This window comes from Erythrobacter litoralis (assembly GCF_029760855.1).
Lineage (GTDB): Bacteria > Pseudomonadota > Alphaproteobacteria > Sphingomonadales > Sphingomonadaceae > Qipengyuania > Qipengyuania litoralis_A.
Map to the genome: position 1 here is coordinate 502,006 of NZ_SOSI01000002.1, position 15,731 is coordinate 517,736.

Genomic DNA, 15,731 nt, shown 5'->3' on the forward strand with positions numbered 1-15,731 from the left:
GCCTTCGCAAGAGCGAAATGGGCGGCTTACGCGTTCGTCGTGCCCATCTGGTGCAGCACCTCGCCCGACGGCGGTCCCGCAATCTCGACCGGAGCAACGGGGGCTATGCGGCTGCGCACGATCGCTTCGGGCATCTCGCGGGCAAGCCACTGGATCAGCGCCTCGCGAATGTCGCAGCGCAGATCGTAGAGCGTCGGCGAATCTTTCGCCGTTACGAGAAACCGTACCTCGATCGCATCGCGCGTCAGTTCGGTGACCTGCATATGCTTCACGCGCCCGTCCCAGCGGGCATTGCTTTCGACCAGCTTTTCGAATTGCCGGCGGATCGGATCGAGCCGCGTAGCAGGATCGACATACAGCATGATCGTACCCAGCAATTGCGCGGTCGTCTTGGTCCAGTTCTGGAAGGTCTCGTCGAGGAACTTGGACGTCGGCACGACCAGCCGGCGTTCGTCCCAGACCTTTACCACGACATAGGTCGTACGGATCTCCTCGATCCAGCCCCACTCATCGGCAATAACAACGGCGTCGCCCACGATGACCGGCTCGGTCAGCGCCATCTGGATGCCGGCGATCAGGGATTTAAGCGCAGGTTGCGCTGCCGCACCTACGGCGAGGCCCGCTAGACCGGCCGAAGCTACCAGAGTGACCCCGATATCGCGCACCCCGGGGATCGCCAGCAGCATCAGGCCGAATACGACGAAGACGATTATGAACGTGGCTATGCGGTTGAAGATGGCGAGCTTCGTACGCCGGCGACGGGCCGCCCGGTTGTCGGCCATCGAATCGTCGTTGCGCAGGATCATGACCTCGACCAGCGCGTGCAGCACCGCGATCACCGTCCAGCCGATGAAGAACGGCATGACGAATGCGCCGATCCCTTCCCATATCGCACCCAGCGCCGGGAAGATCGCCGCAACGGCGACGATGGCGAGCATCCCGACAGCCCAACGGCTCGGCCGTTCGAGCTTGCGCACCACGATATTGTCGGAGTGGCTCTCGGTGCCCCGCGCCAGCCGCTTCAACAGGCAGAACCCGAGGTAATGCAGCACCAGAACGATTGCGACGGCGGCAGCGGCCACGAGCGCTATCACGGCCCATATCGGCAAGAAGGAGAGGTGCACGGCCAAGAAGTCGGGCATCGTCGAATCGTAAGTCGGCAAACCAAATGCTGCAAGTGCGAAATGTTGGACGAAATTTGGAATGGCGGGGCACCGTCCCTGCTCGATGGAACGGGTGGAACACGGCCTTGATCGAATTATCGGGGCGGGCGTGCGACGGCCGGGAAGAAGGAACGACGTGCAATTTACTGACGGGCGTCATTGTTTTCGGGTAACCGAAAATGGGATGTGTAGGACAGCTTCGGCGAACTTTTCGCCTAATAGCCGACTTTCCGCTAACGACCCAATTTTGGACAACCGGCGCTGTGCTGACGCATTGCAGCTTTTGGCTTTTTCTCACATGCTGGGTTGATGAATTGGACAGCTCGAACCTTTGCATTCGTCGCCCTAATCGGCGCGGCTATTGGGGGGGCAGCATGTCGGGACTTTGCTGCCGGATCGGCGTCTGCCTCAGAGGGCGACAGCGCGGTTTCGGCGACCATTTTGCAACTTCGCTCAAGCCCTGGCGACTTTGCAGAAAAACGGGTCAAGCTCACAGGCCAGCTTAGCGAGTGCTATGGCTGGGAGTGCTCATTATGCCCCGACACGATGACCATTGAGATTCGCAACGAAGACAGGTGTCTTGCGCTCAGCTTCCGCCCCTTGATCGAAGGCACGGGGTTTGGTGAAGAGGAACAGGAGAACGTGTTTCGGTTCTCGAAAGTCGTTTTGGTGGCGACGTTCGATCCATCATGCTGGGAGGAAGGGGTCTGTCTGGATCGACAGACGGTTCTACATGATGCTGAAGTGATAACGGTGCGTGAGCGACGCGCGGGATCTGCCGGCCTTTGGCTGCAAGGGAGATCGACGCTGACGGAGATCTCCGGGGACGAAGCAATCAAGCTGCGGTCGGCGGCACAACTCGCAGGCTATCCAGATGGCCCGCCGATCAAGGCTTTTCGATCTGAAGGTTCGGATCGCAGAACGGTGGTCTGCTGGTCACCTGTTGGTGTGAATGACGAGCCCGGTGCTTGGCCTACGTCGCTGGAGGGAGCTTTGTACGCCAAAAGCACGCTCGACCTTTTTCATTGCAACAAAGTCAAGAAGGTCGGCGAGCAACTCGTCCTGCAGGTATAGCCGTGATGGCTCTTCGTCCGATCGGACGCAAGCAGCCATTCGCCTATCCACCCCAACTGCAGCCGTTCGACAGGTGGTATGCATCGCCTAAAAGCGGACTGGCCGCTTCGCCGCGATTGAACTCGGAACCGGACAGTCAGCTAGCGACCCCATTTCTAACATCCTCGTCTAGGGATAACAACGACGCCCCACGATTTGCGCTATTGCCAATACCGTGCAAGGTTTGCGGCGAATGTCTCTGTAGGTGGACCAATGCGAATTGTTCGTTTGCTTCGGCGATACAACCAGGTCGCACTTGCGATTGTCCTGACTTGGGCTCTCGTGGCAGCAGCAGTGCTCTCCGTTTTGCTGTGGAAGGCTATACAAGAGCCCAATCAATTTGAGGAATGGGAGTCTCCAATAGAAGACCAACGGGTAAACGGCGAGGAAATTGAAACATCGGAAGGGATCATAACCGCCTACAAATCGGAAGTTCCTGGAGACGATGAAGCGGTTCGTGATGTTCGCTACGTGTCGATGAGTACAGGAAATGTTGTGCGAGTTGCCAGTGATCCAACAGCATTGATCTATCAAGAGAAGCCTGTCGGTGACATCGGTCGCGCTGCATTGATCAAGACTGGAATGCGTGGTGAAACACCAGTCTTCGATTTTGTGTTCGTAAGTTTTCCCGACCTCAATCGCTTCACGATCGCTCGCGAAATCGATGCTCTCGATACAACGCAGCAGCTCGACGACGACACCTTTAGCGCCATTGTCTGGGACGAAGCCGAGAACGCGCGTTTTATTATTGTTAACGCGCGAACTGGGACGATTGAGTTGGCCCGGTCATTGGACTTTCAGATATCGCCCAAGGCGGTGACAGACTTACAAGATGCCGTAGAAGCGGCGGCCATCGAAGCAGTTGCTGCGGCGAACGATGCAGCTCAATTAGCACGCTAAAGGTCATGAGCGTTTATGTCCGCTTCCCACCCAATTGCAGCCGTTCAACAGGTAGAATGAACCGCCTAAATGCGGACTGGCTGCTTTGACGCGATTGGACCCGAAACCTAACAGCCAGTTAACAACCCAATTGCCGACATTCACTCGACGGGTGATGGCCAGCATTCGAAACGCGCATTGTCGGTCGAGTTCATTCCCCGTAATTCGAAGCCGGGCAGTTGTTGCAGCCGAGCGAGTGCCTCCATCTCGCCGGTTGCCAACTGAGGAAAGGCGACCTTCGTTACGCCGGTGTTGTCGTTTAAAAGCCACCAAACGTCTGCTCCCCAAGGGCCACCGTCGTTTGTCTTTACATAAACAGCAGCAAGGTCTGTCATCTTGATGCGCTGTTCAGCCTGCCTGGGCGCTCGACAGACAATCTCATCGTCCGTTGTCACTTCGACGACGAATTGCGCTTCAGAATAGTTCATCCGAGCATGATGCCTTCGCGCGAGTGCTGGCGCAATGTCCACTTTCCACCCCAATATCTGCCGTCCGGCAGCATGAACAAATGGCCTAAAAGCGGATTGGCTGTTTTGCCAAATTCGGACCCGAAGCCCAACAGCCAGCTAACGGCCCCATTTTCCGGCGCTGAAGGCGATCGTATCTCGGATCGAAAGCGATCACCCGCCTTTCTGAGAAGTTCAAAATGTCGCCAGCTTCGTGTCGAACAGTATCCGATCACCAAAGCCCGAACTTATCCATCGTGAACATCGCGATGCCAGCCGTAGCGGCGAGCTGGAACAGGTTCAGAGCGGCGCGGACTGCCCACGGCTTATGCGTTACCCGCCACCCCAACCGATTACCCAGTACCACAAGCAAGGCGCAAAGCACGAACCAAGGTGTGAACAGCAAGGCCAGTTCCCTGCGTAAGGCCATGATCACGAGGTCATGAACCAGACCGCTGGCGGCGAACGTTAGTACCAGTGCAGCGGGAAATGGAATGGCCCGGGTGAGTGGAGCCATGATGTAGCGTGCTAGTCCGTAGCTCCAGATCGGGTTCCAGTGCCGCCAGAAGCCGCCAAAATTTGCCGCACCCAGGGATCGGTCGAGCATGTTACGCATCGAATCGCGATGACCCAGCGGAACCCCAGTGCGCCGCCGCACATAGTCTCGTAATGTCAGATGTCGCTCCATGCGGACCTCTCTAGCGCCGTCGCGCTTCCCCCCCAAATCCCGTCGCGCAATCAAACCCCGTAAAACCACTCACCCTACTTGCCCACTTGCCCCGCGTTCCCCCGATGTTCTAACGCTCCCGATGTGAGCCAGCCCCTCCCCCTCCCCGCCCTGCATGCCAGCCATGCCGGGACTTGGCTGCGCGATGCGAATGGAGATACGCGAGGGTGTTCCAAGGGCGAGGCGGTGATGGCGGCGGCGGATACGCCGCTGCTGCTGATGAACGCGCCGCTGGTGGCGAGCCGGCTGGGCTATCCCGATCTTTCGGGGCTCGATGTGCTGGAACTGTTCGCGTTCGTCCATCCGGCGGAGTTCTGCGTGCCGACGCCCAAGGGCCTCGCCCATGCGCTGGGGCTGGTCGAGCCGGAAGATGATGCCGCCGTGCCGCTGCTGCTGCAACAGGCGGCGGGCGCGCTGGTCGCGGTGTGCGAGAGCGCGGAGTGGGCGCAGCGCGAAGGCGCGTGGTCCACCCTGCAATCGCTCACCCGGCTGCGGTGGCCATGGGCGCAGGTGCTCAGCCCCCATGTTCGCAAGCCCGAACGGGCGGAGAAATGGCTGTTCAGCCGCTTACCCGAATGGGAGGATGCGCCCGAACGCCCGAGCCCTGCACAGGTGATGATCGACGAGCCGGAGATCGAGGCGCATCTTGAACGCCTGACCGGCGAAGGAGCGGAGCGGCGCGAGGGTCAGCGCCTGTTCGCGAAAGGGGCGGGCAGCGTGTTCGCCCCGCGCGACCGGCAGAAACGGCCGCACGTGTTGCTGGCGCAGGCAGGCACCGGGATCGGCAAGACACTGGGCTATCTCGCCCCCGCCTCGCTGTGGGCGGAAAAGGCGGGCGGCACGGTGTGGGTCAGCACCTATACCAAGAACCTCCAGCGGCAGCTGCGGCGCGAAAGCGGGCGCGCATGGCCCTCCGCCCGGCCCGACGGTTCGCCGCCGGTCGTGGTGCGCAAGGGGCGCGGGAACTATCTCTGCCTGCTCAATCTGGAAGACGCGCTGCAGGGCGGCTTCGCGGGGCGTCCGGCGATCCTCGCGCATCTGGTGGCGCGCTGGGCCGCCTATTCGCAGGACGGCGACATGATTGGCGGTGATCTGCCCGGCTGGCTCGGCACCCTCTTCAGGAAGCGGGGCATCGCCGCCCTGACCGACCAGCGCGGCGAATGCGTCTATGCCGGGTGCCCGCATTACCGGAAGTGCTTCATCGAACGAAGCGCGCGCAGCGCCGCGCAGGCGGACCTCGTGATCGCCAACCATGCGCTGGTGATGGTCAATGCGGCGCGGGGGCGCGATCAGGGCGGCCGCCCGACCCGCATCGTGTTCGACGAGGGGCATCATGTGTTCGATGCCGCGGATTCCACCTTCTCCGCCGCGCTGACCGGGCAGGAGGCGATCGAGCTTCGGCGCTGGATCGTCGGCCCCGAACGCAATTCGCGCGGGCGCAGGCGCGGTCTTTCGGCCCGCCTCGCCGATGTCGCCAGCTACGACGATGCGGGCGGCGAAGCGATCGAGGCGGCGGTGAAGGCGGCGCAGGAACTGCCGTCGGAAGGCTGGCTCGGGCGGCTGGCGGAAGGCGCACCGCTCGGTCCTTTGGAGGCGCTGCTGGCGCAGGTTCGGGCGACCACCTATGCGCGCGACGAAAGCGGGCAGGAGGCAGGCTACGGCATCGAGACCGAGACTGCGCAGCTTCCCGGCGAACTCGTCGAGGCGGCGATGGTGGCGGCGCAGGCGCTTGCCGCGATCCGCCAACCGCTCCAGAAGCTCGGCGGGCGGCTGGAGGCGGTGCTGGAGAACGCGCCCGACTGGCTCGACGGACAGGGCCGCGCGCGGATCGAGGGGGCGCGGCATTCGCTGGCTTGGCGGGTGGACCTGCTGGCCGCGTGGGAGGCGCTGCTCGCCCGGCTCGGCGGCCCGGCGGACCCCGATTTCGTGGACTGGCTCGCCGTCGATCGCAACGATGCGCGCGAATTCGACATCGGCCTCCATCGCCACTGGCTCGATCCGATGCAGCCGTTTGCAAAGGTCGTGCTCGAACCCGCGCACGGCGTTATGCTTACCAGCGCCACCCTCACCGACCGGGGCGAGGAAGGGCCGGACTGGCCCCATGCCATCACCCGCAGCGGCGCACCGCATCTCGACCTTGCGCCAAAGCAGGTCGAGGCCGCCAGCCCGTTCGACTATGCGAAGCGCGCCGAAGTCCTCATCGTCACCGATATAAGGCGCGGCGACCTGCCCGCCCTTGCCGGCGCCTATGCCCGGCTGATCGAGGCGAGCGACGGCGGCGTGCTAGGCCTGTTCACCGCCATCCGCCGGATGCGCGCGGTCTATGGCCGGATCGCCGACCGGCTGGCGCGCACCGGCCTGCCGCTCTACGCCCAGCATGTCGATCCGATCGACACCGGCACGTTGACCGACATCTTCCGCGACGATGCGCGCGCCAGCCTGCTCGGCACCGATGCCTTGCGCGACGGGGTGGACGTGCCGGGCCGCAGCTTGCGCTGCGTCGTCATGGAAAGCGTGCCGTGGCCCCGCCCCACCATCCTTCACCGTGCCCGCCGCGCCGCCGCCGCCGCGGCGGAAGAGGGCGGCGCGAAACGGCACGATGATCGCATTATCCGCGCCCGCCTCGCCCAGGCGTTCGGTCGCCTGATCCGCACGCGCGAGGATGCGGGCCACTTCGTCGTCCTCTCCTCCGCCTTCCCCAGCCGCCTGCTTTCCGCCTTCCCCGAAGGCACGCCGGTTCTGCGCGTCACGCTCGACGAGGCTTTACAGCGCGTCGCCAAGGGTGTTGGAGCAGAGGACCCGAACGCTACGGATTCGGCAATGGAGCGCGAACAGACGTGAAGATCCTCGGTCTCCTTCGCCATGCCAAATCCGATTGGGGCCAGAGCGACAAGCGCGATTTCGACCGGGGCCTGAACGATCGCGGACGCAAGGGTGCGGCCTTGATGGGCGACCACATCCGCGAACACGGCACGAAGTGGGACGCGCTGATCGCCAGCCCCGCCGCCCGCGTGAAGCAGACCCTTGCCGCCGCCCTCCCCGAAATGGAGCCGGACTGGGACCAGAAGCTCTATCTCGCCTCCGCCGAAACCATCTGCGACGTTGTGCGCGAGCAAGGCGGCGATGCGGAAAAGCTGCTGATCGCCGGTCACAATCCGGGCCTTGGCGATATGCTGTTCGAACTGGTCGCGCCTGCGAACGAGAATGCGCTTTACGATGAAGCCAAGGTCAAATTCCCGACCGCCAGCTTCATCGTCTACGAACTCGCCATCGACGACTGGGCCGATTTGGCCGAAGGCTGCGGAACGGTGAAGCACTTCGCCCGCCCCCGCGATCTCGATGCGGAATTGGGTCCTGAATACTAGGCCGGTTCGGCGGAGTAGTCGTTTCCCGGGGCGAGCTGGACACCGGAAGTACAATACCGGAGACGCGTAGTTTTCGACTATCGCCTCGGTGCGAATCGTAGTATTTGCGACGGGCACGCGCGAAGAAAGACCTTGGGGGTTTTCAGACGCTTGCTTCTTTCTGGAGTATGCCGTGAACAACTCTCTGCGTATTGCTGCTGCTTGCCTGTCTTTGATTGCCCTGTCCGGGCAAACCACCGCCAGCGCCGCCGAAGCCGATTTCTGCGCACGTCTGGCCGCCGGGCTCGGGATCGACAAGCCGGTTTCTGCCGACGGGCGGACGGAATGGACGACCAATTCCCTCAACTTCGGACAGCGCTTCCTTTGGGGCGGTTCGGCCTCGACATCGCTCGGAATCGATCCGCCGGAAAATCCGACTGTCGCCGATTACGAACGGATCTCGGAATATTGCGAAGCCACCAAGAAGGGCGCGATCTGCCGCTTGCAGGGGCCGCTGACCTTCAGGCTTGGTTTTAAGGGAAGCGAATACAAGACACCGCTGATGCCAGGGGAAGAGGCGGTCGTTTCGGTTCAGGGCACGAAGACCATGTGCAAGGCGGGGCCGATTGCCGAGTTTGTCGAGACGTAATCAGGCGATGCGGCCAATCGTCACTTCGCAACACCCTCGGCCCCGTGCCGCCGCGCACCGCTTCGTCCCCGGCATGGTACAACGCGCAGTTTCTCAGGCTCAGGCGGCCGGAGCCGATGCAGCCGTCGAGCTTGTTATGGCGGGGTGGGCGCGGGAAATGTAATCGGTCCAGCGATACTCGTCTTATCGTTCCAATCACAGGCGCTGGCGTAAACGCCGGCGGTTGGGGCGGTTAGCGACTGGTCATCAACGCTAAGGATTGCTTTCCCGATAGCATCCGCATCATCAAAATTAACGTCTTGACCGAATGCTCGATTTTAAGAATCCAATGCTAACAGGGAAAGAAAGACATCACAATCCATTTAGAATTCCCCTTGAAAAATCACCTTGCGAAAGCTCATTTGCAAACGGCGCATCTTCATCGAAGGAATGTAGACGCCTTCCATCGAGCATCTTGTCGAAATAGTTTGGGAGCCACCCCAGCCGCTTCTCAATCCCCGTCGTCACCGGCGCGTCGGTCAGTTCGACGGTGATGCGGCGCAGCGCGTAGTCTTCGCCGAAGGTCGCGGCGAGGTCGTCCGGATCGACTTCCGTTACGCTGGTCGGAACGGCGATATCGCCGAAAGTCACCAGCATCGGATAAGCGGATCGTTCTTCCAGATGACCGACCGGCGGCCACATGCGCGGAAGCGTGAGCTTGCCTTCGAGCGCGAGAAGATTGTCGAACCGTGCCTGAAAGCGGTCTTCCACATCGTCGGGCGGATCGGGTGCAAGCATGGACATCACCCGGCTCGCCCAGTCGGCGTCGGTGCCTGATCGAAGCAGCGCGAACAGTGTGCGGCCGTCCGGCAAGTCGACCGCGACAGCCTCGCCCCGAACCCGATGCGAAACCGAACCCGGCGAAGGTATGGTTGTTGCGCTCGCTACGTCTGTTTCGACCTCGATCACGCTCGACCCGCTTCGCAAACCCTGCGGCGTATCGACTTCGACGGTCAGGCGGTAGCGATAGTCGGGCGTAGGATCGAGGCCGAGAAAGCCGCAACCCGCGAGGATGGCCACAGCCAGAACGGCACCTACGATGCGCCAGCCGCTATTTCTCCGAATGTCCATCGCCTCAGCATAAGCGTGCGATCTCAGTGATTTGTTAACGCGCCGCCGCCGCTAAACCCCGCCATTGCGCCGAGTGGCACGTCCTCAAACCGGCCGAGCCAGCGGCGGGCGATCTTCGCCAGCGGCATCGGGTTGAGGTAATGCCGCTTGCACCGCCCGTCGCGCTGCGAGGCGACCAGTTCGGCCGCTTCCAGCACGGCGAGGTGCTTGGCAACCGCCTGCCGCGTCATGGCGAAATCCGCGCCAATCTCGCTTAGCGTGAGGCCGCCTTGCGCGCTCAACCGGTCGAGGATCGCGCGGCGGGTCGGATCTGAGAGAGCGGTGAAGGTATCGGTCATGCCCCGAAGGTTAAGATCGGGTAAGCGAGTCCGGCAAGGTTCGGGCCGGTTGGGGTCGGCGGTTTTCCACTATCGGAGGCCTACCGGCGGTCGGTGTCCTTCTCCCGCCGCAGCAATTCCTGCTTGATCGCGGTGCCGTAGGCATAGCCGCCGAGCGTGCCGTCCGCCGCAATGACGCGGTGGCAGGGGATGAGCACGGCGACACCGTTCGCCCCGTTCGCTCCGCCGACCGCGCGGCTGGCCTTGGGATTGCCGAGTTCCGCCGCCAGTTGGCCGTAGCTGCGCGTCTCACCCGGCGGGATGCGGCGAAGGGCATCCCACACGCGCTGCTGGAAGGCGGTGCCCTGAACGTCGAGCGGGATGCCGACATCGGCGGCGGGGGTCTCCACCGCCTGCACCACTTGCCGGACCAGTGCGGCAAAAGCCTCGTCGCCGCGCGAGAGGTCGGCGTTGGGGAAACGGCTGCGCAACGCCATTTCATCCTCGCCAAATGCGATGCGGCACACGCCCTTGTCGCTTGCGGCGACCAGCAGCGGCCCCAGTGTCGTCTCCGCAACCGCCCAGCGGATCGTCGCCCCCGCCCCGCCCTTGACCCAGATCGATGGCGCCATACCGCGTCCTTTCCTTTCGCGATAGAAGTGCGAGGCGCTTTCGTGGCCCGCTTCGTAGATGGCGTCGGTAACGTACCCGCTACCGGTCAACGCATCGTCGGCCCGCTGCTGCCGCCGCGAGCGAGCAAAGGCGGATGGCGACAGGCCGACGCTGCGTTTGAATACGCGCTGGAAATGGGTCGGCGAATAGCCGGTGCGCTCCGCCAAGGCCGCCAAACCGGGCGGCGTTTCGGCTTCATCCAATAGTGAAAGCGCCAGCGCCACCGCGGCGGCATCCCGGCGCACATCGTCGGGCAGGCAGCGTTTGCACGCCCGCAAGCCTGCCGCCTGTGCCGCCACGCCATCCGCGAAGAACCGCACGTTTTCACGTGCAGGATGGCGCGCCGCGCAGGACGGACGGCAATAAATGCCCGTGCTGAGCACGCCGGTGACGAAGCGGCCATCGAACGCGCGGTCGCGCCGCTGCACGGCCGCCCATGCCTGCGTTTCGTCGATCGGTGCATCCTCGCGTGCCATGCGTCCTTCCTATCGCCTCGCGGGACAAGCCGCATCCCGTATCTTGCGATCAAACCGATTGAGCGGCACATACGCGCGCAATGGCCCGGGCCCTCCTCCTCATCGCGCTCCTGTCGGCGTTAATCGTACCCTGGCGCGCGGCGGCCGAGCCCGCCGATATCGACGCGGCGGCGCGCGGCGTAGTGCGCGTCGTCATTATCGGCACGGAGGATGGCGAGCTTTACCCGATCAGCCACGGAACCGGCTTCGCCGTCACGCCAACCACTATAGTGACCAACGCCCACGTCGTGCGCGATGCGATGCGCGACGGGGGGCTCGACATCGGCATCGTGCCTTCGGGGGGCGGGCGCGCCATGTATGGCCGCCTCCTCGCCGTAAGCCCGCAGAGCGACCTCGCATTGATCCGCATCACCGGCGATCTGCGCCTGCCGCCGCTCGCGCTCGCCGGTCTAGACCAGCAATCGAGCGGCGAGGTGATCAGCGTCGGCTATCCGATGAATGTCGACCGGGCGCAGGGCCTCGGCAATAGCGACATCTTCTCCAGCCAGCCGCCCGTCAAAAGCCGCGGCTACATCTCTGGTGAGCGGCCCAGTCGCCAGTTCGACACCATCCTCCACACCGCCCCCATCGCACGCGGCAATTCGGGCGGCCCGCTGCTCGACCAGTGCGGCCGGGTGCTGGGCGTCAACAGCTTCGGCTCGGATAGCGAGGCAGGCGATGCGGAATTCTTCTTCGCCGTATCCAACCGCGAACTGATCCCGTTCCTGCGCGAGAACGGCATCGAACCGCCGGTAAATACCGCCACATGCCGCTCCATGGCCGAGCTCGACGCGGCGGAGCAGGAACGGATCGCACGCGAACAGGCCGAAGCGCGGCAATCCCTGTCCGAGCGTGCCGAGGAAACGCGCAATCGCCGCGAGCGCGCGCTTCTGGAAGCGCAACTCGGCGTGACGCAGGACCGCGAGGACCGGATGGCGCTGGCTTTCGTCCTCATACTCGCCGCCTTCGGCATCGCGCTATACGGGTTCTCGCTTCGGAGCCGCGCGCGGGAAGGCGAGGAGGCCGACCCGCTCGTCCTGCGCAAGGCGCATATCGCGTTCGGGATTGCCGGCTTTCTCGTTATCGTCGCCATCATCGCTTTCATCACCCGCCCCGGCCTCGACGAGGTAGACCGGCGCGTTGCCGCCGCGATGAGCGAAGCGGACGTAGCAACCGCATCGGGCACCGCCGAAGCGTCGGCCGGAAACCGAACCCTCACCTGCACCTTACTCCCCGACCGCAGCCGCGTTACCAGCGCGCAGGCCAGCAGCGTCTCGTTCGAGTGGTCGGGCGAAGGCTGCGTCAACGGGCGCACGCAATACGGCTATGCCTCGGGTACCTGGTCGCGCGTATTCGTGCCGAACGAAGAGGATGCGGTATCGGTCAACAGCTTCGATCCCGACCGCAATCTGTATCGCGTCGAGCGGTTCCTTCTGCCGCGCAGCGCCATGCAGTCGGCGCGTGAGGCGCGGAGCGAATATCGCGCGCCCCAATGCGGGGCCGAGAACGCCTCGCAGCAGCTGGGCGAAATGCAGAGCGAAGTGCTCGGCCTCTTGCCGCAACAGGCGAACGAGCGGCTGGTCTACAGTTGCGAGGCGGCGCGCTAATTTAGGCCGCCAGCGGTTCGCCGGTCAGCGTGATGCGGTGCATTTCGCGCGCATGGCCTTGGTAGTCGTTCATCGCGTAATGCCAGGTCGTCCGGTTGTCCCAGATCGCGACCGTGCCCGGCTCCCACCCCACACGGCACTGGAACTCCTCCTTCATCGCATGGGCGAACAGCTCTTGCAGTAAAGGCAGGCTCTCCTCGCGCGAGCGACCGGCGAAATTGATCGTGAAACCGGGATTGACGTAAAGCAGCTTCTGCCCGGTCTGCGGATGGCGCACCACGACCGGATGGGTCGCGCCAGTCTTCAGGTCCTTGCCGCGAAGCTCGCCGCCCTGATCGGTTTTCGCGTAGATGCCGTCAGGCGCATAGATATGGTCGGCGGTGTGGAATGCTTCCAGCAATTCCAATTTGGCCTTCGTCTCGTCGGGCAACGCATCGTAAGCCGCGCCCATATGTGCCCACAGCGTATCGCCTCCGCTCGGCGGCAGGTCGCGCGCGACGAGGATGGACCCCATTGCAGGCACTTGATCGTAGGAATGGTCGGTATGCCAGCCCCCGCCGATATTCATCGTCTGGTCCTTGCGCTTGCGGACCACCGCGATTTCGGGATGCTCGTCGGTCAGCGGGAAGTAATTGTTGATATCGATGCCGCCCCACCGCTTCGCGAAGGCGATATGGTCTTCGGGGCCGAAGTCCTGATCGCGGAAAACGGCGACGCCCCGGCGATAGGCGATTTCGCGCACCCGATCGAGCGCCTCGCCCTCGAGCCGCGCCAGTTGCACACCTTCGATCGCGGTTCCGCAATGCTTCGTCAGGTCTTGCGTTTTCACGGGCCTTCTCCTCTCGCAGCCAATGTGCACCCCGCCGGCGGCCCGCGCAAGCCGACGCGACTTGCCTTGCCGCACCCCCTTTGCTAGGCGCGCGCCAGCTTTGCCGGGGCCGCTCTGCGCATGCCCGGATTCGGCTTGGCACGAGACATTTCTTTTTCCGGACCCGAAGAGGACGAGAGACGCGTGGATATTTCCGCCGGTATTCAGGCTAGCCTAGCAGGCCGCTACGCCTCGGCGCTGTTCGATCTGGCCGCCGAACACGGTGTGGTGACCGCCGTCGAATCGGATCTCGACAAGCTCGAAGCCGGAATTGAACAATCGCCCGAATTGCGGATGCTCACCACCAGCCCCAAGGTGGGCCGCGGCGCTGCAGAAAAAGCGCTGTGGAGCGTTTCGGCGATCATGGGCCTGTCGGAATTGACGCAGAAATTCCTAGGCACGCTGGCGCATAACCGCCGCCTGTCGCAGCTGCCCGGCATCGTGCGTGCATTCCGCACCATCGCGGCGGCGCAGCGCGGCGAAGTCACGGCCGAAGTCACCAGCGCCCATGCGCTTACCGATGCCCAGCTTGATCAGCTCAAGACGAAGCTGACCCAGCGCGAAGGCCGCACGGTGAAACTCACTTCCAAGGTCGACCCCGATCTGCTCGGCGGCCTTGTCGTTACCATCGGTTCGAAGCGCATCGATGCCTCGATCCGCAATCGTCTCAATTCCCTCGCCCAGGCCATGAAAGCCTGACCTGAAGGCTTAAAGGAAGCACACGCAATGGATATCCGCGCCGCAGAAATCTCCAAGGTCATCAAGGACCAGATCGCCAATTTCGGCACCGAAGCCGAAGTCAGCGAAGTCGGCTCCGTCCTGTCGGTGGGTGACGGGATCGCCCGCATCCACGGCCTCGACAAGGTGCAGGCTGGCGAGATGATCGAATTCGCCAACGGCGTTCAGGGCATGGCGCTGAACCTAGAAGCCGACAATGTCGGTGCCGTTATCTTCGGGTCCGACCAGGACATCAAGGAAGGCGACACGGTCAAGCGGACCAATACCATCGTCGACGTGCCGGTCGGCAAGGGTCTGCTCGGCCGCGTGGTCGATGCCCTAGGCAACCCGATCGACGGCAAGGGCCCGATCGAGAACGTCGAGCGCAAGCGCGTCGAAGTGAAGGCGCCAGGCATCATCCCGCGCGAATCGGTTTCCGAACCCGTGCAATCCGGCCTTAAGGCGATCGACGCCCTCGTGCCCGTGGGCCGCGGCCAGCGCGAACTCATCATCGGCGACCGTCAGACCGGCAAGTCCGCCGTCGCGATCGACACCTTCATCAACCAGAAGGAAGCGAACCAGGGCGACGACGAAAGCAAGAAGCTCTACTGCGTCTATGTCGCCGTCGGCCAGAAGCGTTCGACCGTCGCGCAGATCGTGAAGAGCCTCGAAGAAAACGGTGCGATGGAATATTCCATCGTCGTCGCCGCGACGGCATCGGAGCCCGCTCCGCTGCAATATCTCGCGCCCTACACAGGCTGCGCGATGGGCGAATTCTTCCGCGACAACGGCATGCACGCCGTCATCTGCTACGACGATTTGTCCAAGCAGGCCGTCGCCTATCGCCAGATGTCGCTGCTGCTTCGTCGTCCTCCGGGCCGCGAAGCCTATCCGGGCGACGTGTTCTATCTTCACAGCCGCCTGCTCGAGCGTGCGGCGAAGATGAACGGCGCCAATGGCGGCGGTTCGCTGACCGCGTTGCCGATCATCGAAACGCAGGCGGGCGACGTGTCGGCCTACATCCCGACCAACGTGATCTCGATCACCGATGGCCAGATCTTCCTCGAAACCGACCTGTTCTACCAGGGCATTCGTCCGGCCATCAATGTCGGCCTCTCGGTCAGCCGTGTGGGCGGTGCCGCCCAGACCAAGGCGATGAAGAAGGTTTCGGGTTCGATGAAGCTCGACCTTGCGCAATATCGTGAAATGGCGGCCTTCGCGCAGTTCGGTTCGGACCTTGATGCGGCGACGCAGAAGCTGCTCAACCGCGGTGCGCGCCTGACCGAGTTGCTGAAGCAGCCGCAGTTCTCGCCCATGCCGTTCGAAGAGCAGACCGTGTCGATCTTTGCCGGCACCAACGGCTATCTCGACGATGTTCCGGTAAATCGCGTGACCGAATATGAAGAGCAGATGCTCGGCTATATGCGGACCGAACATGCCGGCGTGCTGGAAGAGATCCGCACCACCGGCAAGTTCGAGGACGACACGAAGAACAAGGTCGTCGACGCGCTCAAGGCCTTCGGCAAGCAGTTCGCCTGATCGAT

At 63.2% G+C, this 15,731-nt stretch carries 15 protein-coding genes; 8 read left to right on the plus strand and 7 right to left on the minus strand.

All coding sequences use genetic code 11. From position 1 onward, the window contains the following. Window positions 1-26 precede the first annotated feature (26 nt). Entirely contained in the window at window positions 27-1,142 is a 1,116-nt protein-coding gene (locus E3U23_RS05395; protein WP_279350175.1) for a mechanosensitive ion channel family protein, read from the minus strand. A 330-nt stretch (window positions 1,143-1,472) separates the two neighbouring features. Between E3U23_RS05395 and E3U23_RS05400 the strand changes: the two genes are divergently transcribed. Continuing rightward, window positions 1,473-2,237, plus strand: coding sequence for a hypothetical protein (locus E3U23_RS05400; protein WP_279350176.1), 765 nt, complete (start codon window positions 1,473-1,475; stop codon window positions 2,235-2,237). Between the two features lie 321 nt (window positions 2,238-2,558). Then, complete coding sequence (locus tag E3U23_RS05405) at window positions 2,559-3,176, plus strand: hypothetical protein (RefSeq protein WP_279350178.1); 618 nt, start codon at window positions 2,559-2,561, stop codon at window positions 3,174-3,176. Between the two features lie 140 nt (window positions 3,177-3,316). Here the strand turns inward: E3U23_RS05405 and E3U23_RS05410 are convergent, their stop codons facing one another. Further along, window positions 3,317-3,643: a hypothetical protein gene (locus tag E3U23_RS05410; RefSeq protein ID WP_279350179.1), complete on the minus strand. Its 327-nt coding sequence runs from the start codon at window positions 3,641-3,643 to the stop codon at window positions 3,317-3,319. 250 nt (window positions 3,644-3,893) lie between these two features. Then, entirely contained in the window at window positions 3,894-4,277 is a 384-nt protein-coding gene (locus tag E3U23_RS05415) for an MBOAT family O-acyltransferase (protein ID WP_279350180.1), read from the minus strand. A 195-nt stretch (window positions 4,278-4,472) separates the two neighbouring features. Between E3U23_RS05415 and E3U23_RS05420 the strand changes: the two genes are divergently transcribed. The 3 genes from E3U23_RS05420 (at window position 4,473) to E3U23_RS05430 (ending at window position 8,381) form a co-directional block, all read left to right on the plus strand. Then, on the plus strand, window positions 4,473-7,229 hold the full coding sequence (locus tag E3U23_RS05420) for an ATP-dependent DNA helicase (protein ID WP_279350181.1): 2,757 nt from the start codon (window positions 4,473-4,475) through the stop codon (window positions 7,227-7,229). Next, window positions 7,226-7,753 (plus strand): SixA phosphatase family protein, encoded by a 528-nt coding sequence (locus E3U23_RS05425; protein ID WP_279350182.1) that lies wholly within the window; start codon window positions 7,226-7,228, stop codon window positions 7,751-7,753. Before E3U23_RS05420 ends, E3U23_RS05425 begins: the two co-directional genes overlap by 4 nt. Before the next feature lie 172 nt (window positions 7,754-7,925). Further along, window positions 7,926-8,381, plus strand: coding sequence for a hypothetical protein (locus tag E3U23_RS05430; protein WP_279350183.1), 456 nt, complete (start codon window positions 7,926-7,928; stop codon window positions 8,379-8,381). A 351-nt stretch (window positions 8,382-8,732) separates the two neighbouring features. Here E3U23_RS05430 and E3U23_RS05435 read toward each other — a convergent pair whose 3' ends face one another. From E3U23_RS05435 to ada, 3 genes are all read right to left on the minus strand, one after another. Next, complete coding sequence (locus E3U23_RS05435) at window positions 8,733-9,491, minus strand: hypothetical protein (protein WP_279350184.1); 759 nt, start codon at window positions 9,489-9,491, stop codon at window positions 8,733-8,735. A gap of 23 nt (window positions 9,492-9,514) precedes the next feature. Beyond that, complete coding sequence (locus E3U23_RS05440; RefSeq protein WP_279350185.1) at window positions 9,515-9,829, minus strand: ArsR/SmtB family transcription factor; 315 nt, start codon at window positions 9,827-9,829, stop codon at window positions 9,515-9,517. A gap of 80 nt (window positions 9,830-9,909) precedes the next feature. Further along, window positions 9,910-10,956 (minus strand): bifunctional DNA-binding transcriptional regulator/O6-methylguanine-DNA methyltransferase Ada, encoded by a 1,047-nt coding sequence (gene ada, locus E3U23_RS05445; RefSeq protein ID WP_279350186.1) that lies wholly within the window; start codon window positions 10,954-10,956, stop codon window positions 9,910-9,912. 80 nt (window positions 10,957-11,036) lie between these two features. Between ada and E3U23_RS05450 the strand changes: the two genes are divergently transcribed. After that, complete coding sequence (locus E3U23_RS05450) at window positions 11,037-12,602, plus strand: S1 family peptidase (RefSeq protein WP_279350187.1); 1,566 nt, start codon at window positions 11,037-11,039, stop codon at window positions 12,600-12,602. A 1-nt stretch (window position 12,603) separates the two neighbouring features. Here the strand turns inward: E3U23_RS05450 and E3U23_RS05455 are convergent, their stop codons facing one another. Next, window positions 12,604-13,431 carry a TauD/TfdA dioxygenase family protein gene (locus E3U23_RS05455; RefSeq protein WP_279350188.1) on the minus strand — a complete coding sequence of 276 codons (828 nt, stop codon included), beginning with the start codon at window positions 13,429-13,431 and terminating at the stop codon, window positions 12,604-12,606. Between the two features lie 183 nt (window positions 13,432-13,614). On the opposite strand from E3U23_RS05455, the gene E3U23_RS05460 reads away from it, so the two are divergent. Both E3U23_RS05460 and atpA read left to right on the plus strand, forming a co-directional pair. After that, entirely contained in the window at window positions 13,615-14,169 is a 555-nt protein-coding gene (locus tag E3U23_RS05460; protein ID WP_279350258.1) for a F0F1 ATP synthase subunit delta, read from the plus strand. A gap of 27 nt (window positions 14,170-14,196) precedes the next feature. After that, on the plus strand, window positions 14,197-15,726 hold the full coding sequence (gene atpA / locus E3U23_RS05465; protein ID WP_279350189.1) for a F0F1 ATP synthase subunit alpha: 1,530 nt from the start codon (window positions 14,197-14,199) through the stop codon (window positions 15,724-15,726). The last annotated feature ends 5 nt before the right edge of the window (window positions 15,727-15,731 follow it).

Coding starts and splice junctions, on each gene's coding strand:
- E3U23_RS05435 (WP_279350184.1), bottom strand. CDS start 9,491: ATGGACATTCGGAGAAATAGCGGCTGGCGCATCGTAGGTGCCGTTCTG.
- atpA (WP_279350189.1), top strand. CDS start 14,197: ATGGATATCCGCGCCGCAGAAATCTCCAAGGTCATCAAGGACCAGATC.
- E3U23_RS05395 (WP_279350175.1), bottom strand. CDS start 1,142: ATGCCCGACTTCTTGGCCGTGCACCTCTCCTTCTTGCCGATATGGGCC.
- E3U23_RS05450 (WP_279350187.1), top strand. CDS start 11,037: ATGGCCCGGGCCCTCCTCCTCATCGCGCTCCTGTCGGCGTTAATCGTA.
- E3U23_RS05410 (WP_279350179.1), bottom strand. CDS start 3,643: ATGAACTATTCTGAAGCGCAATTCGTCGTCGAAGTGACAACGGACGAT.
- ada (WP_279350186.1), bottom strand. CDS start 10,956: ATGGCACGCGAGGATGCACCGATCGACGAAACGCAGGCATGGGCGGCC.
- E3U23_RS05415 (WP_279350180.1), bottom strand. CDS start 4,277: ATGCGTAACATGCTCGACCGATCCCTGGGTGCGGCAAATTTTGGCGGC.
- E3U23_RS05440 (WP_279350185.1), bottom strand. CDS start 9,829: ATGACCGATACCTTCACCGCTCTCTCAGATCCGACCCGCCGCGCGATC.
- E3U23_RS05400 (WP_279350176.1), top strand. CDS start 1,473: ATGAATTGGACAGCTCGAACCTTTGCATTCGTCGCCCTAATCGGCGCG.